The organism is Prevotella sp. Sow4_E9_plate (assembly GCF_052116205.1).
Taxonomy (GTDB): Bacteria; Bacteroidota; Bacteroidia; order Bacteroidales; family Bacteroidaceae; genus Prevotella.
In genome coordinates this window covers 72077-98915 of the sequence record NZ_JBQKLN010000011.1, presented here as the reverse complement: position 1 = coordinate 98915, position 26839 = coordinate 72077, and the positions used below count along the sequence as shown (strand labels likewise).

Below are 26839 nucleotides of genomic sequence, written 5' to 3'. Positions count from 1 at the left end.
AATTATGTAACTTTGCAGCCGAAAAGGCTTCCCTGCTGGGGGCATGCCCCCAGCAGGGAGTGGGAATGAAAGTTAAGAACAAGCCTTGACACAGTTTAAATTACACCCCCTTAAAATCGCACTACTCATCACAAGCGATGCGATTTGAGAATATAATTATTAATAATACACTATGAGTCGGTTCAAACTTTTTAAAAACATCTGTTACTTATGCTATTCTCACGAATGACACAATAGTACTAACAATTGGATAATAATTTAAAAGCTTATCTATATATGTAGTTGGCAAACATACAAAATCGCCATTGATATGGATTCTTCGTCCAACCTTACTGGCTGATAATTTCCTCCATGTTCAAAATTCAAGAAATCCACTACAGACCACCATTTCTCAATTTCCCCTGTGGAAACATCCAAGTCATGGGCACATTTCTGCTTATCTGTGGAACATGGATTCTGATATCGCCAGAGAGTCACATGAAGGGCGGGCTTAGATGAATATAGCTCATCCAAAAACTCGCTGTTCTCACACCATTGATGAAACATAGAAGTATCTGCTGCAGTTGAATTCTCATTCTTACTGACTACAGTGTCCAAGAATAATCCATTATATTCATCTAAAAAATCCTTGGCAGATTCTTCATCTTCACAGCTTCCACTCTCCTGACACCACTTCTTGAAGCGGTTGATCATACCTATTGAATGATGTTCAATATATTGCAGAGCAGAGATTGAATCCTGCTCATACCAATCGAGAAGCTGATGCTCCTCTTGAAATCCACTTAGTATCATACCTGTTATCCTTTAAAAATGAATACTAGCGATGGAATGCAGCTCTCTTTACCTGGTTCACTCTCTCAGCCAATGCATCTAACATGTCCTGAGTATAGTCTTCTTCCTTCACATAGGAAAAATGCCCATCATTCACCCAACAACCGCTGATGCCAAAACTGTAAAGAGGAAATTCGTCTCCAGTGAATTCTCTCTGCCACTGTTCTTTATCTCCATTCACTACACGAATACCTATATCCTGCATCAGGTCAATTCCTAACGAAATTGGTTTGTCCTCCTGAATCAGACAAAGAACATCCCCTTCTTTAAGTTGCTCAAAATCTGAGGCTTCCATATCCAATTGTCTGCCTAGTACACGCATGTTATGCTGTATTACATAGGCCGGCATGGAAACAATCTGCTGGGTAGCATAATCCAACTGATAATACGCATTTTTTTCAGCTGAATATAGGGCTCTTCCGTTTTTGAGAGCCTGTTGCTGCTGTAATTCAAACTCTTCCAGCAATTTGCTTTTCCAGCAGGACATGAAGATGACATCAATGCCATCTTCTGTCCTCACTAGAGAAAGTCTTGCGAGAGAGTTATTACAATTTCCATTCTCATCTACATTGCAAATAGGCAGAAGTGGAGTTCGTTGCCCAGAGAGCAACTGCTCCAATACCTTCTGTGGAAGGTCATCTACCATTTCTTGCGAGAGTCCAAATGAAGCTAGAAGCTCATAAGGAATCTCATTATCCTGAAATCTTTCTACCTTAGTCATACCTTATCTAAATTTTTCGGCAAAGGTAATGCTAAAAAATGAATTTTTCCTCCTCTGCATAATTAAACTTTATTTTTAACATATCTATGATAATATATTAACAAAAGAACTGCTTTTGTGTTAAAAAATAACTTCAATTCATTTTCTACCTATAAATTCAATCTTTCCATTTACCTTTGCACCCTGTATTATATAAATAAGGTAGAAATGATGAAAAGATTGAAATGGATGATTACAAGCTTGCTCTGGCTGCCCATAAATGTTCTGGCACAAGGATCTGCTGAAGCCGCGAACTATTGGATAGACAAGTACCAAAGTGTCTGCTATCCCTTAAAGAGCATTCAAATCTGCTCAACATACGGAATAAGGTCTGACCCATTCACTGGGAAAAAAAGGAATCATCAAGGCATTGACCTAGTTGCTAAATATGAAGAGGTATATGCCATGTTTGATGGTTATATCAAAACAGTGGGTTATGATCCTATCGCAGGACATTACATCACCTTGCAGGCAGGCAACTATACATTGAGTTATTGTCATCTCTCAGAAATCTGGGTGAAGAATCAGGAAACGGTATATGCTGGTGATGCTTTGGGAAAAACAGGTGCATCCGGAAGGGCTACCGGCCCTCATTTGCATCTTACATGCCGCCTCCTGGGGAAAATAGAGAATCCCTACCTGCTTCTGACTTTTGTTAGGGACACCCAACAAAGAGCTGTAGAAGCTTTAGACCTGGACAAAAAAGATAAATTAAGTCCGGCGGATTTCTTGAAGCGATATGCCCCACTAGCCATGAGCCAGCAACGTAAATATGGTATTCCATCTTCGGTTATCTTAGCCCAGATGGCTTTTGAAAGTGGTTGGGGAACAAGCAAATTAGCCAAGGAAGGAAATAACTTCTTTGGTATCAAGGCTAGCAAGAACTGGTTGGAAAAAGGACTACCCTATAGTCTGCATAATGATGATAAGCCAAGTGAGAAATTCTGCAACTTCTCTTCTGCAGAAGAAAGCATGGAATATCATTCCAGGCTTTTAATGGGTGAACGCTATCAGAAATGCCATAAATATGATTCCACTGACCATCACAATTGGCTCAGGGGGATTAAGGCTGCCGGATATGCCACTAATATTCATTACGTCAGATGCTGTGAGAGGATTATCAGCCGATACAAGCTTTTCCTCTTCGATCATCTTGCTGAAAAGATGTGACTCTGCTCAACTACACATTATAATATATATATAACATAAAAGATTAAAATAAGAGCATGAAAAGATTGAAACTATTATTCCTCGGACTTTGCCTGGCAGTGATTTCTGTACAGGCCCAAGTAGTCTTCTCGGAGGCCGAGAAGAACTTTGTGGTATCACAAGTGACTACACCAATACAGGATGCAGCGACCACGTGTACTACCAATCATGATGCATCATGTCTAAAATTCAAGCCATCTGGCATTCTGGACAACTGGTTTGTCTCTGCACGAACTGGAGCTGCCGCTTTTGCCGGTTCTCCATCGGGATGCGGTGATCTCTTTGACAGAGTAACTCCCAACTTGGAAATCACCTTGGGCAAATGGCATACTCCATACTTTGGTACCCGTATTGCCTTTGATGGATTCAAGTTCAAGACAGCTAATCTCAACAAGGAAAGATATGAAAACTATCACTTTGATCTGATGGTCAATATATCATCCTTTTATCATAAGGAATATGAGAAAATGCCAAAATGGAACTTTGGTCCTTACATGGGAGCTGGTGCCATCCACAATTCACACCTCCACAAGACAGAGTTTGCCCTCAACTATGGTATGCTATGCAGCTATAGAATAGCTGACAGATTTAGTTTGTCCGCAGAAGTTGGTGCTATTGCCACTGCTCAGAAATTCGATGGCCTGGGTACAGGAAGTTCACTCAGAGATAACCTGTTTCATGCCAACTTGGGACTTACAATAGATATAGGAAAGCAAGGATGGAAGAAAAAAACATTAAAAACGGTCCCTTACTATCATTGCAATGTGCCAAGAGAAGTATCTTCCTATCCTAAGAACAACTATCGAGGCCTCAATGAACTGAGAGAAAGAATAAGGAGCGCAATGGGTTCGGGTGATGTCATACTTGATAAGAATATCGACGTTCCTATCTTGTTCTTTTTCAAAATCAACAGCATTGATTTCGTTGATAACCAACAGAAAATAGAACTATCTGAGATAGCAGCTGCAGTGAAGGAATATAATCTCAAAGTAAAAGTCATTGGTGCAGCAGATAGCCGCACTGGCAGTAAAGAGTATAACAGAAAGTTGAGTATCAAAAGAGCTAAGTATATAGCCAAGCTGCTGATTGATGCTGGTGTACAAAAGGAAAAGCTACAAGGTGTGAGCCATGGAGGAATTGATATATATAAGCCATACACGGCCAATCGCCATACATGTGTCATTTTATCCAAAGACAATTCATCACTGGAAAATAAATAGGATATGACTCTACTCAGAAGAAATTCCAATTTTGGGAGCTATGATATCGCTCCCCAGCTACAGGCTACCCTGAATGCCAATGGCATGCAAGCACATCTCTCTCTAACTCCATCAGGTGAGATGCAGCTTATAACCCTTGCACACAACTCCTCCACCCCAAGATACTACACCTTGACGCAAAGTCAGGTTGAGAATCTCAGATCAGGAGGAACCAATTCATTTAACAGAAAGGCATACGAGACGTTCACATCCATCGTGAAGAACGATTATTATATGCCCAATGCATGGGTAACGGCCAAGAATGCCAATTCTCCTGTTAATATGGGGCAATGGGGGCACACCATCATGGATGGAGAATATGGTTATAGAGAACCCAAGTTCCATCCTTTCATGGGAGCAAAATACGGAAAATTCAATTCCTTCATGGATAGACTTTCATTGCTTCCGCAAAGAGGCTACCATGTACGACGAATTGAAGGAAGACCTTTTTTCGCTTCTTCTGCACCGGTTGTAGTTGACCGTCCTGATGGAAGGCTGAAACCAGGAGAGCTTAAAAGTGGAGCATACGGCTTTTATGATAAAGGCACACAGGTTGCCGACCCTCTTCATAACTTGGAGATTCATTCTAAGCCAAGAATGCTGGCTCGTCCAAAAGGACTGGCAGAACCTTTGGACAAGGCCATGGGATCCACTCTTTATGCTACACCAGAACTTTTCCAACATATACTAGCTTCCCATGGAGTCGTCATTGATGATAAGAACAAGACATTGACCATCAAGTCTTCTTCCGTCAACAAGAATCTTCAATACGACCTTTCCAATGAGGAACTCTCCAAACTCATGGCGAAGAATTTCAAGGATACAGGCAAGCAAGGTAACAAGGGCAAAAATGTGGTGTCCATAGACGAGCGCCTCTCTATAATCAATAAGGTGATTGAAAATGACTTTGCCGGCAAAATCACTCGGCAGATGCTCAACTCCAAGGACTATGTTGATATCAAGCTCAAGCCTGAGGCAGAGAAGGAGATCTTTATCGCTCAAGATGCAATGAATGCTCATCAAAAGCATATCGATATCATTACATTGGGACATCAGCGAACAGATTATCATACAGGTTATATTGACAGATGGAACTCCATAGGTGTCGTCGATGGCAGAATGCTCACTGAGAATAAGGCTTTCTACCTTCCTGTCAAGGATGGCAGAAGAGTAAGCGTAGGAGAAATCCAAACCTACCCCACTCACGATGGGGAGAAGACTTCATTCAGAATGACAGCTGTCATCAATAATGAGGTGATGAGTCATGAGATTTCCAAGGAAGACTATATCAAGTTCATCAACTACGATGATGAGCATCGCCTGGAACTCTTTGACAAGGTGTTTGATGAGGTGAAGATAAAAGACGCCAGCAATGGCAAGAACGAAGACCATATTCTATCGGGGAATCTGGAAACGGCTAAAGGGGTAGTGAGCATGCATGGTAACTATAGTTTGACAAGTGACAACACCAAGGCACTCATTACCTCAGCCATGGTATGGAAGGATCAAATCTCAGGCAACTATCTCTTGAACCTGCGCGATTCCAGCGATGTGGGCATGTGGGCTTTCAAGATTTCCGAGAAACAGTATCAGGACTTCAGAAATGCTACTGACGATGGGAGAGCCAAGATGCTTACCCAACTTATACCTATAACGGATGATAAGGGTAATAAACTGACTGTTGTTAAGGAACTCAAGCTTCCACAATCTCATGCAGAGCAGAACTTGAACTCCGGTTATAGCAATGAGCGAATAGCCAACCTTCTCAAACAAAGAGGCCTTTCTGTGGATTCATTGTCACAGGAGGACATCAAAAAACTCATCCTTTCAGAGAGCAAGTCACTGGGAGACATCTCTCTTTCTGACCTTCAGAGAGAAACCAAGCTAACTCTCCTGGGTGATGCCAAGGTAAATGGTGAGGGGCTTGAAAATCTCAAATCAAGCAAGGAGTGGAGAAGAAGTGGTGAACATGGAAGAGCCACGGAAGTCAGTGACATTGCCGTGGAACGTCTCAAAGATGCTGACGGAAAGGTAATTGAGGGTAAATACAAGATGTCCGCTGTCATCGATGGCAATGTATTCTCTCACGAGATTACCCAAAAGGAATATAATAAGTTCCTGGCGGTAAATGATATGCAACGCATGAAGCTCTTTGACAAGATTTTCCCTGAAGTGAAGATGTGTACAAAGGAAGGACATGGGTTCAACTTGGGAGCAGCAATATTGGCGGCAGTGACAACAGGCTTGGACGTAGCAGCCAGTCTATCAAGACCAGCCATGCCACGTCCTGACATTTATGAGCATAAAGGTGTCTATTTCAAGCCTGGGGTAGTTTCACCGGCGGAAGTGGCTGCGGCCAAATTTGAGAATTTCAATCATGAAGCAGCCATGTCACGTGGAGAAGGTAGGGGAATGGGCATATAGCCCATCTCCCCAAAATCAAGTAAAAGTAGTACTATTCATCAATATCATATGTATAACTTCGAAACAAATGCCTATCCCAAGGTGAAACTACGTCCATGCTGCCGATACATTCTGCTCACTAACCTGCTCTTCATACCATTCATATTGGGATGCATATGGATGGGGCATCATATCACTAAACTTGAGCATTGGATTTTCTATTCCTTTGCCATCTTTGGGATATTCATGTTTGTGCTGGCTACCCTGTCCCAACTGGTGACAAGTTACACAATAACTTCAGAGCAGATAATTATAAGGAAGGGTTTGGTGGCAAGAACAACTCACTATATTGAACTCTATCGTGTAGTGGATTATGAGCAACGTCAAAACCTACTACAGCTATTGGTCGGTATCAAAACGGTCATCATCCTTAGCAGAGACCGAACCAATGGCTGTCTCAAACTGGTGGGAATCAAGGCAAGGAAGGATATTGTCGGAGAAATCCGACGCAGAGTTGAGTTTAATAAAAGGAAAAAGGGAATTTATGAAATTACAAATTAAGAAAAAGCTGCTTCTGGCAGGCATATTCATTTTTTCCGTCTGGATTAAAGGTCATAGCCAAGGGGTAGCAACCTCCAATCCCCTGCAATATGCTGCCATACAAAAAGGAGAAGCTAATGTAAGTGCCAAAATAAAAAGTCAAACTGACAATATGAATGATCTTGCAGGCGTACAGGGATCGATGGTAAAGGATGCTGCCACCATGAAAAAATGGGAAAAGCAGTATAATGCCTATCTCACAACAGCCAAGGGCTACGCAGAGAAAATAGCTGCAGCAGCCACTCTGTATCAAGATGGCATGCAGACACTCACCTATTTGTGGGAGATTGACCAAGCCAGAAAAATCAATCCAGAAGGTGTATTCGCCTCCATGAGCATGAATAATCTCTACATGGAAACTGCGGCAGAGTTTACTAAAGCCTACCGCATCTTGAACAAAGTCATCAAGGCAGGTGGTAAAGAGAGCATGCTCAATGGTGCTGAGCGTACGATGCTCCTATGGCAACTGAGCGAGGAACTAGAAGTGTTGAACAAAAAACTTCGCAGCCTTGCTCTTAGTGTCTGTATCTACAATTTTGAGGACGTATGGAACAGAGCCATAGCCGGAAAAATTGAGAAAACAAATGGTATGATAGCCTCAGATGCCATCAGGCGACATGGCAAGGCCATGAAACAAGTGGCAAGATTCTATCGTATGAGGCAAGAACACAAACCATGGTTCCAATAAAATGCATGAGCTAATGAATAGATATATTTTGATTTGTGGAACACTCCTGCTTCTTCATACTCAGGCAAAGGCATGGGTTGGTGGAGACGTAATAAGAGCCGGTATGTTCTATACTTATGCAAAACAGGCGAAGCAAACGCTTATAGCCCAGGATGCTGCCATGACACTTAACCTGTCGGGGCATAAATTCCTAAGAGAAGAGGTGGAGGAAATCACTGATTTTCAAAAGCAGTTCAATTCTTATCTGGATAGCTTTGGAGATATTCTAAGTATTGCAGCCGAGACTTATGGCATCTATTATGAGGTGGATCAGGCGTTCAAGAACATCAAGCAGCTGAAAGCCACATCATCCGATTGTCCTGCTAATCTCATAGCTGTAGCAGTATCAGAAAGGAAGAACAACATTTATACGGAGGTGGTCGAGACTGGTATGCAAGTGGCAGCAGACATCAAACTTCTTGTTCCTTTGAATAAAGACAAGGATAAGAATGCGAAGATGACTGTCAAGGAAAGAATCGAGTGCATGAGTAATGTCAGAAGAAGTCTCCGTGCTCTGAACTATAAGATGAGAAAGATGAACAGGCTCATTTCCTTCACCACGCTCATGGATTCCTGGTATGAACTCAGGGGCAATCCTAGGAAAACCAGAAGCATGACAGAAATTGTCACGGCATGCCAGGAACGTTGGAAACAAAAAGCCAATAGTGTAAAATGTAACAAGTAAATACAACAATGGAAGAATCAAAAGAGTTACAAGGAACCTATACCCTGTTTAGGGCTGTCATCTATGTGACTTTGCTCCTGGAGTTCTTCATGTATGCCATCAATCCCGAAGATTTGGATTTCTTGGGAGGCATCATAACAGGATTACATCGCCAACTTCAGCACCTGTCTGTATATCAGTTCCTGCCCTATAGTAAACTGGTGACCCTCATCATGGTCATTATTACCTGCATTGGTACAAAAAATAAGAAGCAGATTGAGTATGATGCCAAGAAAATGGTTATCTGGCCTATATCCTCAGGCCTTCTGATGGTTTTGCTGTCTGTTGGTATCTACTATTGGGATTGGCACTTCAAAATAGGCATACTTAGTGGTAACATTTGGGTATATATGCTATTGTCAATTGCCGGAACGGTTTTGACACAGGTAGCACTTGACAATATATCCAAGTACTTCAGAAGCGGCATGCTCAAAGACCGATTCAACTTGGAGAACGAGAGTTTCGAGCAATCCACAGAGTGTGTCAGTAATCCTTATTCCGTGAACATACCGATGCGCTTCTACTATCAGGGGAAATTCCGTCATGGCTGGATCAACATCATCAATCCTTTCAGAGGAACCTGGGTTGTGGGAACCCCTGGCTCAGGTAAAACATTCTCTGTTATAGAACCTTATATTAGGCAGCATTCCAGTAAAGGGTTCTCGATGGTGGTGTACGATTATAAATTTCCGACACTGGCCACCAAGCTATATTATCATTATAGAAAGAATAAGGAACAGAAGAAAATACCGGAAGGGTGTAAATTCCGTATCATTAACTTCGTAAACGTAGAATACAGCTGTAGAGTAAATCCTATCCAACAAAAGTATATAGGCAATCTGGCTGCAGCACAGGAAACGGCAGAAACACTCATTGAATCCCTCCAGAAAGGTCAAAAGGGTTCAGGTGGTGGTAGCGACCAGTTCTTCCAGACATCAGCCACCAATTTCCTGGCCGCATGTATCTATTTCTTTGTCAACTACGGCAAGAAACCATACGATGAATACGGTCATGAACTGGATGCAGAGTATAGCGAAGACCCAGAGACTCATCATAAACGACTCACAGGACGAGTGTATGCCAAAGGCTGCCTGGGACAGATGGATAAACTGGTGGAGCCAGCTTATTGGAAAGGCCAGTACTCCGACATGCCTCATGTACTCTCCTTCTTGAACCACTCTTATGAAGAGATTTTCGAGGTTCTGGTCACCGACCCCGAAGTATATCCCCTTTTGGGACCATTCAAAACAGCCTTTGACAACAAGGCTATGGAACAGCTGGAAGGTATGATAGGTACGCTCCGAGTGCAGACATCGCGCCTTGCCACTAAGGAAGCCTATTGGGTTTTCAGTGGAGATGACTTCGACTTGAAGGTCTCTGACCCGAAAAATCCAAGCTATCTGCTTATCGCCAACGACCCAGAAATGGAGAGTATCATCGGTGCACTGAATGCTTTGATTCTCAACCGTCTGGTAACCCGAGTGAATAGTGGTCAAGGCAAAAACGTCCCTGTGAGTATCATTGTGGATGAGCTGCCGACACTCTACTTTCATAAGATTGACAGACTTATCGGTACAGCTCGAAGTAATAAAGTTGCCGTCACTCTCGGTTTTCAGGAGTTACCTCAGCTTGAAGCTGACTATGGCAAGGTGGGTAAAGACAAGATTATCACTACCGTGGGCAATGTCATCAGTGGTTCCGCCAGAAGCAAGGATACCTTGGACTGGCTATCTGGAGACATTTTCGGAAAGGTTGTCCAACTCAAGAAAGGTATTACGATTGATAGAGACCGTACTTCCATCAATCTCAATGAGAACATGGACAGTTTGGTACCTGCCTCAAAAATCAGCGATATGGCATCCGGTTGGATCTGCGGACAGACAGCTAGAGACTTTACCGTAACCAAGACCGGCAAGAATGGCTCTATGAATATCCAGGAGGCCGAGGAGTTCAAAACCTCCAAGTTCTTCTGCAAAACGAACTTCAACATGGACGCAATCAAGGCAGAAGAAGAGGATTATAAGAACTACCCTCTTCCTATATATTACAACTTCAAGTCCATGGATGCCAAGGAGCGAATTCTCTACAATAACTTCAACCGCATTGACCAGGAAGTAAAGGACATGATCAAGAAGATACAAACTGAATTCGGTAAATCAGAGAAAAAGGAATCATCTCCTACTAAATAACAATGACTCCACTTTAAAAAGTGGAGTCATATATCACAAATTCAACTATGGGTTGAAAACGAACCCACAATCCAAACACTCCACTGTTCCATCCTCATACCACTGAAGATTGGGACTGCCACATTCAGGACAAATATTCTCTTCCATAAGCCATTTAATTAATGTTAGCGGATAATAGTATCCGTTTTCAACCTGTAAAAGTACAAAAAATAAGATACTACGTCACAAATTACTCAATAATTTGCCACAAAAGTACAAATTTTCAGTGCATCCTATCTGTACAGTACTAAAAAAGCCACCAGTTTTCACTGATGGCTCACCGATTTAAGATATAAAACTTACTATCCTTACCTACTCACAACTATGCTTTCGTGAAAAATAGGGAAGGCTGTCAGAAGCCTTGAATACTACCTTGTCACGAGCTGCAATAGTAATTTTCTCACCTGTTGCAGGGTTGATACCCTGGCGTTCCGCTATATGCTTGATAGAGAAACGGCCAAAATCAGGAATAGCAATTACGCCATCCCCCTCAACAATGTTGTCTGCTAAAACACCCATCAAGGCGTTGAAGTACATGGAGGCATCTTTATTTGTGATGCCAGCCTTTTCAGCAAATGCCGATACAATCTGAGTTTTGTTCATATTCATTATTATTAAAAACAGAATGCAAAGATATGAAAAACCTTTGAAATGAGCAAGTAATTTCTATGAAAACTACCATCTGCTCCTATACTTCAGCCAGTAAAATGAACTACAACTTATCATTGAAATCCCTTTTGCAGTGAGGGCAAATCTTGATTTCATTATCATGCTCATCTTTGGTAATCAAAATCTGACAACCACAGTCAGGGCAGAAAAACATGTTCTTATCATTATGTCCATGTCCCAACATGGCATTCAGTTTGTCCGGAACCGGCTTATTGGCCAATATATAGAGCTGCACCTGTCTGGCATACATACTATCATCGCAACAAGCCAGGCAATCCGGACAGATATACCAGTTGTTCGGACACCGTTTGGTATCCCTGGAATCTATCAGTCCTCTCTTGCATTTGAAACAGTAGTTCAAATAGATAGATTTCCCATGCTCAGGGCATAAGGGATTGACACAAGAGAAGTAATTGTATCGATTGAATCCACGACTCTTGTTTGCAAACATCAGATGTCCGCACCCTCTACATTTCAACCTCTTAAACTTTTGCATTACCTTGTTCACGATGGCAATGAAAGTACGCACAGCATCATCCGGCTCATATCCAGCATCCTTTTTGTGCAACTTAGGATAACCAATGATTTCCACCAGATGATATAAGGAATATTTCCACCATTTATTCTCTTCTTCAAGTGTCTGATTACCCAGATTATTGTGGAAGCATTCTTTACCTCTACACCAGAAATATGGTAAATTGATGGCAAAGAATTTATCTTCACTTTGCTTCGGTGCACAAAATGACAAAAACTTGGAATTCACTGGCTTTTCCATTAAAAACTCATCCGCGAATTTCTGATTGTTATCAGTAGAAGAATCCTTAAAGTAATACTTGTTAAGGACATTCTCCAAAACATCCTCCTGATATGGAATCTCAAAATACTCACCATTGTATTCATTGGTTCCCAATATGGACTTTAAAGATTCAACACATCTCTTAGAAATTTCATCAGAAACAAGCTGGCGATATTTCTCTTCTGCAGCTATATATCCAGATGAATGTTCATTTTGAAGTTCTGCTTTAGAAAGAGTCTTGCTAACGTCCTTCCATACACCGAACACATCGAAGTTCTCATTAACCTTAATCCCCAGACGAGGCATAATACGTACCCGCCTAATGTTCCAGAATTTTTCCAAGACACCCAGTTCAAAACTCTTGTCTTTGTATGAAGGAACCAAAAACTCACCATTGCCCAAGTTTGTATATTTAGATGCTAAATTTAAAACATACTGGTGAAAGGATTTAACTGAAACCATGTCCCATGTGAGTACACTACCAACTGCATTCTGCTTTGCCTCTGATTCTGAATCAATCACCTTACTTACAAAAGTACTCATACTTGGCTCAGACACGTCAACTTTCCATCTATCAGCATATGGTTTATAGACAACACAGTTTAATTGCCCAGAACTGTTTCGATTATTAGGCTCATTGATCTTTGGACAAAGTTCACACTGTCCATTCAAAAGCATAGAGCCATTCTCATGTATACATGAAGGGTAATATACTCTAGAAAAGTGATGATCAAGAAGATATCTTATGACTGTTTCTACCCCTTCCTTATCTTGCAGTTTAGACTCATTTATTTCGCAAACATACTGATAATCTACAAATCCCTTAAAGTCATTATTGATTATCACACCATGGTTGCAAATAGGCAAAATTCTTTCTAACTTCCAATCCACAGAAGGATGAGAAGAATCACAATGAGTAATAGCAAAATCCAAAATACCATTGAAAGTCTGAAACTCCTTTCCCTTGGTATTATATAAGGTCAAAAGGGTATCGCACAGCAGTGGTACAGTCAATATTATCGAATCCATTGGAGTGGTAATACTATATCTGTATCGAGTAAAACTATCATACTTATTATCAATGAATTGCTTAATGAGTTCGCAATCGAATTCTGTATTCCCCAATCTGACATCATGAAAGTATCTTTTCACCATCAGCAGTTTAACTGGTTCTGATACCAGAGTAAACAATGAAGGTAAAATGGAGTAATCCCCAAAAGAACTATCCGACTTAAACCACAAGCGTAGTTTGATTAAAGGATTATCAGTCCCTACTGCAGCTGATAAATCAATATCAGTTCTGGAACTCATGACAAAATCTACCAGGGAAAAAAGATTGGCATGCTTCCTGTCAATCCCCTTTCCTTGGCAAAAATCAAGAGCCTCTACCAACATGGCTGGCATATATATATCATAGCGTGCTCCAAACTCCTCGCAAACATTAGCCAATACCATTTGCTTATTTCTCGAAAGGCAACGTCCATGTTGTCTTAAAATCTCAAGAACATAAACACGTGATTGAGCATTAGGAATTTTACGCAATACATCAACCAAAGTCTGCTGGGAGATAGAACACTTATCCAAAACCCATAGTAAGGTTACAAATGAATATTTATCATCCAGATTCATGCTTCTTGACACGCAGTCATATAAGATGGCATATAAATCATTTTCTGATGGAACAACCTCATGAAAATACATAGTAACCATATTTTCATTCAAATGTCCTTCTTTGTCAAGAACAAACTCTCCTTTATCAACTTTGCATAAACAATACCTGATGCTTATATTACCAAAATTCCCTGCTGAGAAACAAATTACATCCTCGTGGTCAATTGCCTCCCAGTACAAATAGGTTTCTTCACTACTATTATAACCATGTTTGTTTTCTTCATGTAGTCTGAGGAAGAAAAAAGGATGTTTCCTCATTTCTTCATAAAGGGAATCTTCTATTTGTGTGGATATCTGCATAAGCTGTTCAGTTTAAAATTGTTTCTACAAAAATAGCAATTTAAATTGAGACGCAGAACCTTTTACCTTAAATATTAGGATTTTTTTAATGAAGAAACGACAAACAACAGTAATTGAGTCACTAGCGTCCATATACATGTATTCTAAAATTAATATTGAGTCCAAAATTGCCGTTAAATATTGCAACGACAAAAAATGGCTCAAAATTTTCACCTTATTTAAGCATAGAGATTAGAGTCAAGAACCCTTTCACAAATTCCTGAGAATCCACGTATGCGCAAAACTTGCTATCATAGGGATAGCACTTTGAAATCCAGAATCGGCCCATCTCAGGATGCATGCCTACTGTCTGATGCGAATAATGAAGGTCATATTCTTGTACATGAACAGTGCACACACCGGTCTTTGTATCGATGATGTCATTCAACCATTGCTTAATTCCTGTCAAACATTTGAAAGAAAGAGGCAAATCAAAGACCAGGTTATTAATACGAAACCTAATCAGCATGCTATCCCCTTTTCGCTCCAACTTATACACGATGTTGTCCTTGATAGAAAGAGAGGCAGAAGCTAGGTTAGCTAGCGGACGCAATCTGTCAATCAGCCCATCAACCTTTTCATCGATTAGAAGTTTCCCCATAGTGCCGCTATGATCCTCAAATGGCGGCTCATAATATAGCTCGTAGCATCTAGGCATTTGCTCCCAAATTGCTTTAGCGAAACATAATCCCTCGTAATGCCATGAAATCCAGTCAAAGGAAGGCTCAGTTGTTGTTTCTGCAAAATCGGTTGCATCCTCATATCGTTTTACCCATTCCTCTATTCCTGGTACGACGATACTGAAACGAGGGCCCAGCCAAGGACTATCGTTATAAATCTCGTCGCCATAAGCACTAGCACAGCAACTATCACTATTTATGCACAAAACATCTATATCTGGTGATATGCGAATATAAGTTTTCTTCATAGGAATCAACATTTTAATTTCATAAAGACATTTCATTTTTCAAAATCTATCGGAATTTCATTCTTTGGATAAGCCATATCATATCGTTTTTTGAAATCCTTATCATTAAAGTAAAGCAAACATGTCCGAGGATCCAAATCCTCATTAAGCATGCGCTCTACCTCATTAGCAGCTTTAAAGATTCTGTCAATACTGATACCTTCTGGGATAGATCCCGTTTTACCTAATACCTGAGATAGATATTCCCATGATCTATTGCCTACTCCATATCGTTCACATATAATAAAAGATACGATTTCAGCCTCAAATTCCTTTTGTTCCCAACTCAAACGTCTCCATGTCCACCAATCGTCCTTTCCTTTTTTAGGAGCTGTAAGATGGTAGCAAAAGAAATGACCAAGTTCATGACAGATTGAAGCGAAAGCTGTCCCAAGACTAGACTTATCATTGATACTGATGACATAATGTCCTTTTGCTTCAATGCCTTTAATATTTACTTTACATGGTGTTTTAAGTATTTGAGCACCAAAAGAGGAGGCAACTCGAAATTTTTCAAGCGCAATACCATAATAAGACAAAGACTGAACCAATGCATGATAGTCCTTCCTGTCTATTTTTCCTGTAGTTGAGTAAGGATCAGCTATAAGTTCCAATATCTGTTCTTCAGACATGGCGAAGAGACTTTTCTCAATGGGTTCCGTATCACCTATTTCAAATACATAATCCACAGGACCATACTTGCGGAGAATGACTAAAGGTCTCGCATTCCTTTTAGGCTTTCTATCATACTTTTTTTCCCAGTTTGCCGCAGTTAAAACATAACGAGCTGACGGCATTTGAGTTTTTACCATCATGGCATTATATGGAGCAAGGAGTTTAAACTGTGCTGAAAATTTCAGAAGTTCTTCAAAGAATTCGCTTTTACGATAGTTTTCAATCGCCTTAAATAGACGATCGATACTATTGCGCATTTCCTTTTGATACTTAGTTTCCTGATTCTTGACAAAAGCCCATTCAGATATTTTTTTCACTTTCTTTTCTATTGTATATGATTGATTCCAAACAAATTGAATAATATCATTTATATCTGTTTCTGATAAATCCAACAGGTCATTATTCGAAGCATGTAGAAACAAAGACATCTCTTGTTTCCAATCCGCCCAAACACAAAATCCACTATCAACATAATTATAACCACGTTGTATGAGATTTGATAGAAATTTTTCAGAAAGATTTGTCATTGTATTTGTATTTTTATTGTACACTAATTATTTCTGCATATGTCAAACCCATTAGTACATAATACCACAATGGTATCTATAAAGGACTTTTCGGTTTGCATCCAGAAATTCTGTAACCTTGTTGTTTTCAATCTTGATTTCAACAAGTTCCCGAATCAGCCCTCCAAACTCAGACCAATAACAGCAACTGACATAATACTTATCCTCGTATCGAGTAACTTTAGGAGTCACATCACAAGCCAATGCTTCCTTGGGAAGGTCATTTTCTTCTTCATAAATATCTGAAGGCTTTAGAGGACGCTCAACTCGTGTTTTTCTTGACCTAACTTTAATCTTTAAAAGATCATCTTTGGAGAAAACACTGAACCTCTGATCATAATATCCATGCCAAAACATAGGAAGATGATGCCACAGTTTACTTAAAAAATAAATCTGTAAAGCACCCAATGGTGAGTCATCAACAATCACAAAATCTAAAAACTTTTTACTTAAGTTTCCATTTGGTTTCTTGATATTGATGTAAGTACGTCCACCACATCCCGAATCATCGGGGAATTCAAGTTCCAAACTATAGCCTACCAATAATTTTATTTTGTCTAGTACACCTAATATTTTCTCTTCGTCTGTAGGGATTCTTTTACCAATAACCATCATTTGCAATTCTTCAGGCATTCTGAATGTGTCAAAATTTATATTTAGCAATTTTCTACTAATTTGTTCGATTACAGAAGTTTCAACCAATGAATCTGAGCATTTTTTATAATTTTCAACAGCCTGCTTTTTCTTGGTCTCTTCTATTTCTTTTGCTTTTTTAAAATCACGATCTTTCTTTTTATCCCAAATACAGGAAATGGAAATGTACAAAATTATACCCAATAATATGATAGGTGTAAAAGCAATTACTAAAAGCCAGACATGCCAATTGTCACGGCGAAATATTTTTTCTTTCTCCGTAAAAAACACATATACAAGAAATAATAGCGATAAAAGCCATGCTATTCCATATATGATAACCACAAGTTCCATTGTTCCATCCAAACTTAACATAATACAACAAAAATATAATCCTCGATTTTAAAAATTGAACTTATATGATAATAATATCATATCATTTTATCAGCACCTTCCAGAAGCTGATGGGTAAATACACATTCTCCAAATAAGCTGCATCCTTGAACATAGGAGCCATCTCGTCCGGAGTATAACCAGCAATACCGCAACCCACAGGAGTTACCAGAAACTTCAGTTCCGGATGCTCCCTGGCATATTGCGTAAATCTTATGACAGCAAGCTTCGCACTATGCTCACCCTCCATCGTGGGAATAGAGTAAGACTGACCTTGCAATCCCTCACCATTTCCACATTCTGCACCAAACTCATTGTAAGCCACACGAGCAGCACCTGCATGATGCATACCTAGCGCATTATTTCCAAATACAAAGATTTCGTTTGGTGCCAAGCAGTAAATAACAGACGGGATGATACGGGTAGGTAATGTTCCCGTATTTCCACCTGTCATCCAATAACGCTCTTCATCTGTATAAATGTTCTTTCTTTTCATCCTTCTATAATATTTCGTTTATATACTAGATGCAAAAGTAGAAAGCCATTATGCAACCTATCTGCACTTACAGAGAAAAAAGCACTCGCCAATGCAAAAATACTATATTTTTTTGAATAACATGCCAAAATAACCAATAAATATGCTTCAGGAATGCATTTTTAATGAAAAATGCAAATTCATACTGAGCTCATAAAACAAAATTTAAATCGCCCACAAAATTACGAGCTTCCTGTGCAGTGTATCTGCACAGAAATAAAAAAAGACACAAAAAAGAAACAACACAAATAAAACACCCACAAGTCTCTAGCTTGTAGATAATTTAAAAAATACATTGACCGGATAGCTGCGACCGATGAGGGAGCAGCCAGAGAAAACTAAAAAAGTCATCCACTCTGCAGATGGATGACTTTTTTAGAATAAGGCATAAACAATGCTCTGACTTTTCCTGCAACATAGAACAGACGACGCATGAAACCTGGCACACCAAATACCTAATAATCAACCCAATGAATATATATGCAACATGCAACTTTCCAATTTGATTAAAAGGACAAGTTTGATACAAGCATTTTTGCATACAGTCTGTTTATATCGTAACCCATGAGCTTGTTTTCGAGAGAAACAGAATATACTGTACTATAACACATATATTATTTTGATGCATCCAGCAAACCACAAGGTTCTCCGAACCCTACCATGTAAACTAGCTGTCTTGCACGAGTTATGGCAACATAAAGCAAAGAACGCTTAGCAGAGAGATATTCCTTTTGTGTGACCTTATCCATGCCAGAAAATGGATACCTATCTGTTGCTCTAGATGGTATGTTCCTTTCGTTTACTCCCATGAGAATGATGACACGATATTCCAAACCTTTAAGTGAATGGAATGTACAGAGATCAACTCCGTCAGAACAACCTTGCTTCTGAGTTCCTTTTAAAATGCGATAGTCAGTACCATCATGGTGCAATCTGCTTTGCATTTCCTTTAGAAGGTTCATGCTAGGTGCAGCAATACATATTTCAGACAATTTAATATCAGAATCAAGACACTCCTTCATCCATTCAACAACTTGCTGAACCTCAGAATTAGCATCATCAACTATCTTATACTGAGGGGCAACACCGTCATGAATTAACGAAACGTAACCATTAAGTGACTCTTTTCCGCCATCCATATCATCATAATCAATGCCAGTAACAACACCTATCGCAACACGCTTGATAGGTTCTGTGGTACGGTAATTAATTTTCAATTTTCTACTTCGCACACCTCTTACATTAATGCCTGCAGCTCCAAAGTTTATTTTGCGGCCATTATAAATACGCTGGATAGGATCACCAGTAAGGAAAAGATCATTTTTACCTTCTGGAACTAACGCCCTCAAGAACTTAAGTTCTGGATTGGAGAAATCCTGAAACTCATCAGCTATGACATTAGTATAAGGGTGAATATTGTTCTCATTCAAGTAATTAGTAGTTTCATTGAAGAGTTCAAGACGATCAACTACTCTTCTCTCCTTCTTGAGAGCAATGTACTTTTCAACGAGCTTCCAAATTTCGATTCGCTGTTTGCGACTTAATGCCTTTGTACGTCCTACACGAGGCTGCATCATATACTGCTTCACATCCTTATTGCCAAAGTAGACGATAACATCAATGTATTCGTCATAAAGGAATTGCTCATCGTACTCTGTTACCTCAGTTTCAAGTACTTCACGCCAAAGCTTAAGAGACTCTTCATCACCACTGTAGTCAAGAACCTTATATCCTTCCTTAACCTTGTATTTCTCAGCTGTATCAAGAAGAACTCTATCTATGTTATTAAGAATGTACTTATTCTTTGGAACAGCAAGTTTCTCAATAGAGTCGGCAAGGTTTATGCTCAACGTCTTGGTGTATGTTGTAAACAAGACCTTAGCGTTTGGATTTTCGCAGAGATGCTTTAGTCGATGGAGCGCAGCGACGGTTTTGCCAGTACCAGCCCCACCACTAACCTTCATCGTACCTTTATATTCTGCATTGACGAGTTTTCTCTGTGAAGGATGGAGGAAAATCTGCCATTTATCCATACCTTGATCTATAATACGCTGAAGCGCATCATCATCCGTAATTTCTACAAAACGACGCTTATTATTATCGCTAAGCAGTTTATCCTCATTTTCTTTAGCCTGACCTTCTTCAATGGCTGCAATGATAGAATCGATATCCTCACCATCCATTATATTGAAAATGTTCTCATACGCATCAACAGGGAGAATAGGCTCCAAAACATCCAAGTCATCAAGGGTATTGATATTCCGTACTCTTGCAATGATATCTTGTGGAACACCGATTTTAAGAAGTTTTTCCTCTGAAATGCCCTCAAAAATAGATACTTTATTCGCATCATGTCCTTGGACAACAATTTGCTCTTGTGTCTCTTCAATGGTAATGAGCTGGCAAGCCTGCGTATGTTCATTCCAGACAAAACGCTTATTTTTTCCCCATCGATAGGCATCTTCATGATCACCTACATACAGCAGAGAATAGTTTTCTCCATCGAGAACACCCACAACAACTCTATAGTTGTCATCGACTCTCGCTGTACGGAGAGTGGAGTTTTTGAACTGAGCGATTGGCTCCAGATGTATTCCTGCGGAAGTATTATCTTCACGGAATTTTCTCTGGAATGCCACTACCTTGTCTTGAATTTTCTTCGGCAGTTTAAATACTGCATCAAAAAATGTTTCTGATAAAAACAGTCTCATATATATTTTATTTTATTAGTTCAACACAAAATTCTTCTTGCGAAATAGTCTTATATCCCTTATCAGTAAAAACAGTCTTATCATTATCGCCAAAGGGATCAATGGCAATCTTAGGATTATCTATAATCATAGCAGCACTTGCAATGACAGCATTATCTTCATCTGTCAACTCGAAGACTCCATCGTGACTAAATGGAACATTGTTATCAAGCAAGATGTCTACAATATCCTCCATACCAGGATAAAGTTCTTTAATCACATCACGATCAACATTGTCCTCAACCGAATTGTCAATAGTCTCAGATTGATGACATGAGAAGAATTGTATCAAATTGTATCTACGCCAGAAACCAATCCATTCATCTTTATCTATAGATTTCAAGCCCCTGATTATTTGCAGGTCATACTTTACTCCCTGACTATATGCTTCCTCAACCTCATCATCTGTTGAGTAATCAGTTAGATCTACATCACAATCAGGAACAATCTCGACACTACCAGAATATAAAGATCCACCATTCGACAAGAAATTTGGGCTATCATAAATACACCAATAGCATGTTTCCTTTATCGAGCCAAGCATAGACTTCTCCAGCAACTGACCGAAACGAGTTACAGAGTTGTTGCCTAACTCATCCTCTCTCTCTGTTTCAAACAGCTGAATATCCTCCCATGCAATAGTCCATGAGAACATACGCTGTGGCTTAGCCTGCTTGATACCTTCTCGTTTTTCCCAATCACTATAGAATCGCATGTTTGGTTCACATGCATGAAATTGATAACCATCAAGGAAGACAGACCACCATGGAATCTTCACAAGATCACTGATTTCCTCGCCATTTATTTTGGCAAAAATGCACATAAATTGAAAATCCGGAATAGTATTATGCTTCACTCCATAGGCTACAGTCAGTTCGAACTGAGGCTTTATATAATAATGAATCTCAGTATCAGAATCCTTATTGACTATTTTCAACTCGTAATGATACGCATTATCATCAGCAACTTTCTCGAAAGACCAATTGTTACTCTTAGCCAGGGTCTGAAGAGCTCTGACAAATTTAAGTTCCAGCTCACTGTCCTCAGCTGCACCATTCTGTGCAATAGTTCCTACAGAACCTTCTATGCGCTCCCACGACTTAGAACCACCAACAAGCTTGCCAAATAATATCTCTGCCTGTTCACGACTGAAAGAATCTCTACTATACTGATTTCCATAAGTCAGGATACAACGGTAACATGCAGTTTTACCTTCCAATTGGCAAGTACAATCCTTGATCTTATCATAGGCTAACATCAGCATATTAGAGAACTCATCAGTATTATAGAGCTTTGCAAGATAACCAGTACCACCCGGAATGATATCATACATTACCAGATAGTAATCTTTCATACCAGTAGCCTGATTCACCTCAGTATAAGAATCAATGCGAATATGTTCAGGAGAAGAACGATAATACTCCTTCATACCAAGTTCAATACCAGCCTTGAACATCTCAACTGCAGCTTTAGCATCCATAATCTGAACTGGAAGCAAAATCTTAATGGCCTCAGTCTGCATATGACGGTATAAATAGAGACGTTCAAACACCTCTCCATCCCTATCATCCACAAAATTCACATTCTTGTGGTTACAGAAGCGGTAATGCTGTTCAACCGGCTTGTGATCCTTAGTTAACTTTGAAAGCAAAGGTGTCGATTTGCCACAGTATCTGCAAGTTACGAAGCCATTTTCCGGTATGCTTCCTTCATTATTAATTTCCACTTTGCTTCCAGTCTGCATCTGCATGCCATAGTTAGCCTCATACAGATTCATGTTATTACAGTACTCAATACCAAAACCGAGGTTCTTCATTGCATACGACGAAACAACACCTTTATGGCGGAACATAAAGTGTTTCTTTACGATAAATTGTTCTTTAATTCTTTCATCGTTGGAATCATCCAGAACTGCATCTGTTTTAAACATAGCACTGCGAGCACTAGTAAATTTCAAGTACTTATGTTGGTTTACTCCCCATGAAGGATCACCACATTTAGGACAAACGGCAAGAGAAAAATCCGAAGTTCCTTCTGCTGCTACGCAATCACACTTAGAACAGTATTTCATTGTCACAAGGTTATCCTTCCAATCAAATGTGGGGATACCACTGACTTCAAGCTGAAATTTCTGAGTGTAGAACTTATTACCAGGAGCCAATTCTTTTATACCCTGTGAGGCAGAACGTGCCAGTTCTATCACATTTGGCTCAGCAACGTTATTCTTATGATCTTCCTTTTCCTGTGTCGAATAGACACTTGCCTGCAACTTGACACCTGTCTCTGGGAAGGCATAGTTAGGCAAGAGTCCACAGTTAGTCATGAACTCTATAAGACTTCCATCAAGAATTTTACCATATTGAACCTTACAAGCCTTGATTAAATCCTTAATTGCGGCTTTCGCCGGATCATTTGGCTGCAATCTATCTTCCTCTTCCTTATAACTGTTCAGTTCCTCTAGAAGTCCGAATAACTGATCTGACAAGCCATGAAACTCCTTCAGAATATTCTGATAGAAAGATTCATCATCCAAGGTCTTAGCCAAAATAGTGAGAGATGGCTGTGTCTTCTCGTCATATTGCTCAGCGAATCTGGTCTTCAATGTATTTTTATTCTCCTTGATAAAACCGATAATCCTATTGACAACAAAACCATCAGATGACATTGCATCTTCTGTCAGTTTCAAATCACTGATATGAGACGGCATCTTATTATTGGCATCTGCACTAATCCATGAGTCGATACAATAGGCAAAGAAGTGTCTACGCAGGATATCTTTTGCCTCAAGGAAACAACCAGGAGTATTAATTTCACCCTCCATCATGTCACTTGGATAGGTAAAATAATACATATCATGAGGTTCTCCAGCATGGGCATAGTTAAGCACAAGGGCAGAACCTTCCTTACGACCAGCACGACCAACTCGCTGCAGGAAATTGCTAGGTTTAGGCGGAATACCAGTATTGCCCACGACATTCAGGTCACCAATATCAATACCCATTTCCAAGGTTGATGTTGCAGAAAGAACATTGACCGAATTAGAATGTGGATGCTCCTTGAAGTCCTTCTCAAGTTTTTCTCTGTCAGATCTTTCTAACAAACCAGTATGTTCTCTAGCATACACACGAGGAGATAAAGCCCTGTTATATACCTGCTGATAGTAGTTAAGTTCTGGGGGCATCTCCTCAGAATATGTACCCTGACACTTGTAGTCAAGACAGAGAGTTTCTTCAGCAAGATAATCATTCTTGGCAACATATAGGGTTGATTGACAATTACTACACTTAATGTGTCTGACGTTCTTACTTACCCATATATGATCAGGGTTGATGGCATAGTTCCCCCCACCCTGCGGAGCCTTATTAACAAGACCCACCTCTTCCATTTTGATGAAGAGCTCACGGATGAAGTCATTATATAAGGTGAGGTTACGCTCAATAGGCCAGTTAAAATGCCGCCAGAAATAGTTGGTAAACCAATTAGGTCTTTCACGTCTAAGCACAGCCATATCAAGCATCTCGCTATTCTTATCAAGGTATGCCACACCAATCAGCTTTGGAAAACGAATACCGCCACCAAACATTCTATTCAGGAAATGACGAGCATCAAACTTCCAGTTCAGCGCCCAAAGGGTCAGAGCCTCATTTCTGTATTTATACAGATAAGGGTGATCAACAGCACCATGTCTTCTCATGCGCTGAAGGATACCATATACGAAATGACAGAATGACTTTTCATCCTCTGCAACATACTCCAACTGATTATTTACCAGGAAGTCTTTCATTAAGTCATAAACTTTATGAATCTCTTCACTCTTGAAGAAGGTAGCCGAAGAACCAGTCTTTTCAAGAGTACGACCAAGCTGTGATGTCAAACCAAATTCGCTTACGATTTCCCAATCTACGCGTATATCAAATTCCTTCTTAAAGGAAGACATGAAGCCATTACCCTCGCGATAGTTATGGCGAAGGTCTATATGAGAAGCCAAGTCTGCAGGCAAGAAGCGGTTGTAGTAGTCCCCTTCTGATAGTTTTCCCTTCCAAAATTCCTTGAAGCCTTCCTGTAGTTCTTTAATATTGACAGGTTTATCAATACTATTGATATACTGCTGCATAGACTGACGGAATAAGAAACGGAAGGTCCTTGCTTCATAGAAACCAGCCTGATGAGCCGCATCCTGTACACTATTTGTGAATACAAGAATTTTTCTATCCTTCTCTTCTGCATGATCAAAGTCACTGGACAATACCTGGCTGATAGCAACACTTGATAATGTTGAGGTACGTCCTCCCACCTCGCAAATTGCATCACTATTACACTCTGGGCAGATTGTCGTAAACCTCTGATTACCATTACGTGTCGATGTTGTCTTACTACATATACGAACTCTCAACGTATCACCATCACTTTCACCCACCTCATGTAGATTCTTAACACAAAGATGGCGTGTTACATTGATGGCATTATCATTGATATATTCATCTATAGCCTTATGTCTCGTGGATTCAATATTCAGAAGTACAACTTCTTTTTCTCTATCCATGAAAGCCTTGTTGATAGTGGAAACGTCCGAGCAATAGAAATTATCAGTAGCTAAACGACGTGAAAGCCAGCCGCTTGCACCGCATTCACGACAGAAGTACATAGGCAAGGCTATACGATCTTCATCCTTCTTCAAACTATGTCTCCATACAAATTCAGGCTCCTTTTGGAAATATCTAAGAATACCGCTGAGTTCTCGCTGCCAAAGCTGTACCTGCAGATAAAGCATAGGAATGAGCTTCCCAGAATTATTGAGAGGTCTTTTTGAATAAGCAATCAGAGCCAGGAGATTCTCGATAACAATAGAGCACACACGTTCACCTCCGTCAAGATAAAGCCGACGGAAGTTTACATCCTGGTCTATCATTCTCTTCAAAACGTCCTCAAATGAGAGAATACCAGTACTCAAAATAGAAAGCAGTGACTTCACAATACCCATGCTACGCAAGTATGTTCCAGCATCTACGGGTGTGATACTTGAATTCTTAAGCCACACCCTACATAGACGCTTCATGTATGAATCTACTGTATCTTCATCACCAAATTCACAGCTCTTGATCAACTTCATATCAGGAAGAATTGTAACTGTATCTGTAACGTATTCAGAAACTGGTATTCTATGTTCCTCTATTACATTCTCTTCCTTGAACACCTCTCCGAAAACATCCGAGGCATATTCACATAAACGTTTTTTACTGTCTGGTCCATTGCCAATAGTCGCAGAAGTACCTATTGGACACAATGCACCCTTTGGCAAATTCAATTTCAACTTCAAACGCCGAATCAAATTTGCCACATCAGTACCCTGTGCACCATCATATGTATGCAACTCATCAAGAACGATAAACTTCAGAGCTTTGAAGTCCGTGTCAATGTTGCCTTTCCATAGGTTTCTGAAACGCTGGCGCATCAGTCCGTAATCCAACATTTTAAAGTTGGTCAGTAAGATATCTGGAACAGTATCAAGGATAGCATCACGATTCTCGATGATATGGTCTGGTCCCATATCACGCGGGTAATCTTTCGAATCTAACCCTTCACCAACAAAAAGACCGGCTGTAACTTTTCCCTTCAGCCGAGAATCGTTCCAAATGGTTTCTGCCAAACGCTTCGCCTGATCACTTGCCAAGGCATTCATAGGATACATGATAATTACCTTCACACCTACTTGTCGACTGAACTTGTTACAGTTGTAGCAATAGTCAAGGATAGGGTAAAGAAAACATTCTGTCTTACCAGAACCTGTTCCTGTAGTAAGCAATGTTGGCTTTGGCTCATTACCATTCTGCACAGAGAGCCGATGAAATGCCTGCAACTGATGCAAATATGGAGGAAAGTTAGGAACAATCTCCAAAGGAATATTTTTACTCTCTTCCTGTGATGCAGACACAAAAGGAGTCTTCAACGAGATGTATGGGCCTTCAAATAGTCCATCGTCTTTACTCTCGATGAAGCGATAGAAAGCATCACTGACATCCTTCTCCTTGAATTTGAAGGTTGCCTTGATGTACTCAATTATCGAATCACGTACTTCACGTGCTTGTTGGAGTGGTAGCATATTA

At 40.0% G+C, this 26839-nt stretch carries 17 protein-coding genes; 7 read left to right on the top strand and 10 right to left on the bottom strand.

Annotation, left to right across the window (positions count from 1 at the left end; genetic code table 11):
* Window positions 1-270: 270 nt before the first annotated feature.
* Window positions 271-792, bottom strand: a complete 522-nt coding sequence (locus ACTQ53_RS06470; RefSeq protein ID WP_441932490.1) for a hypothetical protein — start codon at window positions 790-792, stop codon at window positions 271-273.
* Window positions 793-817: 25 nt separating this feature from the next.
* A complete protein-coding gene (locus tag ACTQ53_RS06465; protein ID WP_441932489.1) occupies window positions 818-1552 on the bottom strand; it encodes a DUF4099 domain-containing protein in 735 nt (244 codons plus the stop codon).
* 207 nt (window positions 1553-1759) lie between these two features.
* Here ACTQ53_RS06465 and ACTQ53_RS06460 point away from each other — a divergent pair, with 207 nt between their 5' ends.
* The 7 genes from ACTQ53_RS06460 (at window position 1760) to ACTQ53_RS06430 (ending at window position 10702) form a co-directional block, all read left to right on the top strand.
* Complete coding sequence (locus ACTQ53_RS06460) at window positions 1760-2761, top strand: glucosaminidase domain-containing protein (RefSeq protein ID WP_441932488.1); 1002 nt, start codon at window positions 1760-1762, stop codon at window positions 2759-2761.
* Window positions 2762-2817: 56 nt separating this feature from the next.
* Window positions 2818-4020 (top strand): OmpA family protein, encoded by a 1203-nt coding sequence (locus ACTQ53_RS06455; protein WP_441932487.1) that lies wholly within the window; start codon window positions 2818-2820, stop codon window positions 4018-4020.
* A gap of 3 nt (window positions 4021-4023) precedes the next feature.
* Window positions 4024-6483, top strand: coding sequence for a hypothetical protein (locus tag ACTQ53_RS06450; protein ID WP_441932486.1), 2460 nt, complete (start codon window positions 4024-4026; stop codon window positions 6481-6483).
* A 159-nt stretch (window positions 6484-6642) separates the two neighbouring features.
* Window positions 6643-7023: a PH domain-containing protein gene (locus ACTQ53_RS06445; RefSeq protein ID WP_441932485.1), complete on the top strand. Its 381-nt coding sequence runs from the start codon at window positions 6643-6645 to the stop codon at window positions 7021-7023.
* A 151-nt stretch (window positions 7024-7174) separates the two neighbouring features.
* Window positions 7175-7750 carry a hypothetical protein gene (locus ACTQ53_RS06440; RefSeq protein WP_418323936.1) on the top strand — a complete coding sequence of 192 codons (576 nt, stop codon included), beginning with the start codon at window positions 7175-7177 and terminating at the stop codon, window positions 7748-7750.
* A 13-nt stretch (window positions 7751-7763) separates the two neighbouring features.
* Window positions 7764-8474, top strand: coding sequence for a hypothetical protein (locus tag ACTQ53_RS06435; protein ID WP_287594468.1), 711 nt, complete (start codon window positions 7764-7766; stop codon window positions 8472-8474).
* 8 nt (window positions 8475-8482) lie between these two features.
* Window positions 8483-10702 (top strand): type IV secretory system conjugative DNA transfer family protein, encoded by a 2220-nt coding sequence (locus ACTQ53_RS06430; RefSeq protein WP_441932484.1) that lies wholly within the window; start codon window positions 8483-8485, stop codon window positions 10700-10702.
* 351 nt (window positions 10703-11053) lie between these two features.
* Here the strand turns inward: ACTQ53_RS06430 and ACTQ53_RS06425 are convergent, their stop codons facing one another.
* The 8 genes from ACTQ53_RS06425 to ACTQ53_RS06390 all read right to left on the bottom strand — a co-directional run bounded on the left by ACTQ53_RS06425 (window position 11054) and on the right by ACTQ53_RS06390 (window position 26835).
* Window positions 11054-11344: an HU family DNA-binding protein gene (locus ACTQ53_RS06425; protein WP_441932483.1), complete on the bottom strand. Its 291-nt coding sequence runs from the start codon at window positions 11342-11344 to the stop codon at window positions 11054-11056.
* Between the two features lie 109 nt (window positions 11345-11453).
* On the bottom strand, window positions 11454-14177 hold the full coding sequence (locus tag ACTQ53_RS06420) for a hypothetical protein (RefSeq protein ID WP_441932482.1): 2724 nt from the start codon (window positions 14175-14177) through the stop codon (window positions 11454-11456).
* Between the two features lie 214 nt (window positions 14178-14391).
* A complete protein-coding gene (locus ACTQ53_RS06415; RefSeq protein ID WP_441932481.1) occupies window positions 14392-15102 on the bottom strand; it encodes a hypothetical protein in 711 nt (236 codons plus the stop codon).
* 74 nt (window positions 15103-15176) lie between these two features.
* Window positions 15177-16385 carry a hypothetical protein gene (locus ACTQ53_RS06410; protein WP_441932480.1) on the bottom strand — a complete coding sequence of 403 codons (1209 nt, stop codon included), beginning with the start codon at window positions 16383-16385 and terminating at the stop codon, window positions 15177-15179.
* A 51-nt stretch (window positions 16386-16436) separates the two neighbouring features.
* Window positions 16437-17423 carry a hypothetical protein gene (locus ACTQ53_RS06405; protein WP_441932479.1) on the bottom strand — a complete coding sequence of 329 codons (987 nt, stop codon included), beginning with the start codon at window positions 17421-17423 and terminating at the stop codon, window positions 16437-16439.
* Between the two features lie 70 nt (window positions 17424-17493).
* Complete coding sequence (locus ACTQ53_RS06400) at window positions 17494-17946, bottom strand: A1S_2505 family phage non-structural protein (protein ID WP_441932478.1); 453 nt, start codon at window positions 17944-17946, stop codon at window positions 17494-17496.
* A gap of 653 nt (window positions 17947-18599) precedes the next feature.
* Window positions 18600-20696: a UvrD-helicase domain-containing protein gene (locus ACTQ53_RS06395; protein ID WP_441932477.1), complete on the bottom strand. Its 2097-nt coding sequence runs from the start codon at window positions 20694-20696 to the stop codon at window positions 18600-18602.
* Between the two features lie 7 nt (window positions 20697-20703).
* Window positions 20704-26835 carry a DEAD/DEAH box helicase gene (locus tag ACTQ53_RS06390; protein ID WP_441932476.1) on the bottom strand — a complete coding sequence of 2044 codons (6132 nt, stop codon included), beginning with the start codon at window positions 26833-26835 and terminating at the stop codon, window positions 20704-20706.
* Between the last annotated feature and the right edge of the window lie 4 nt (window positions 26836-26839).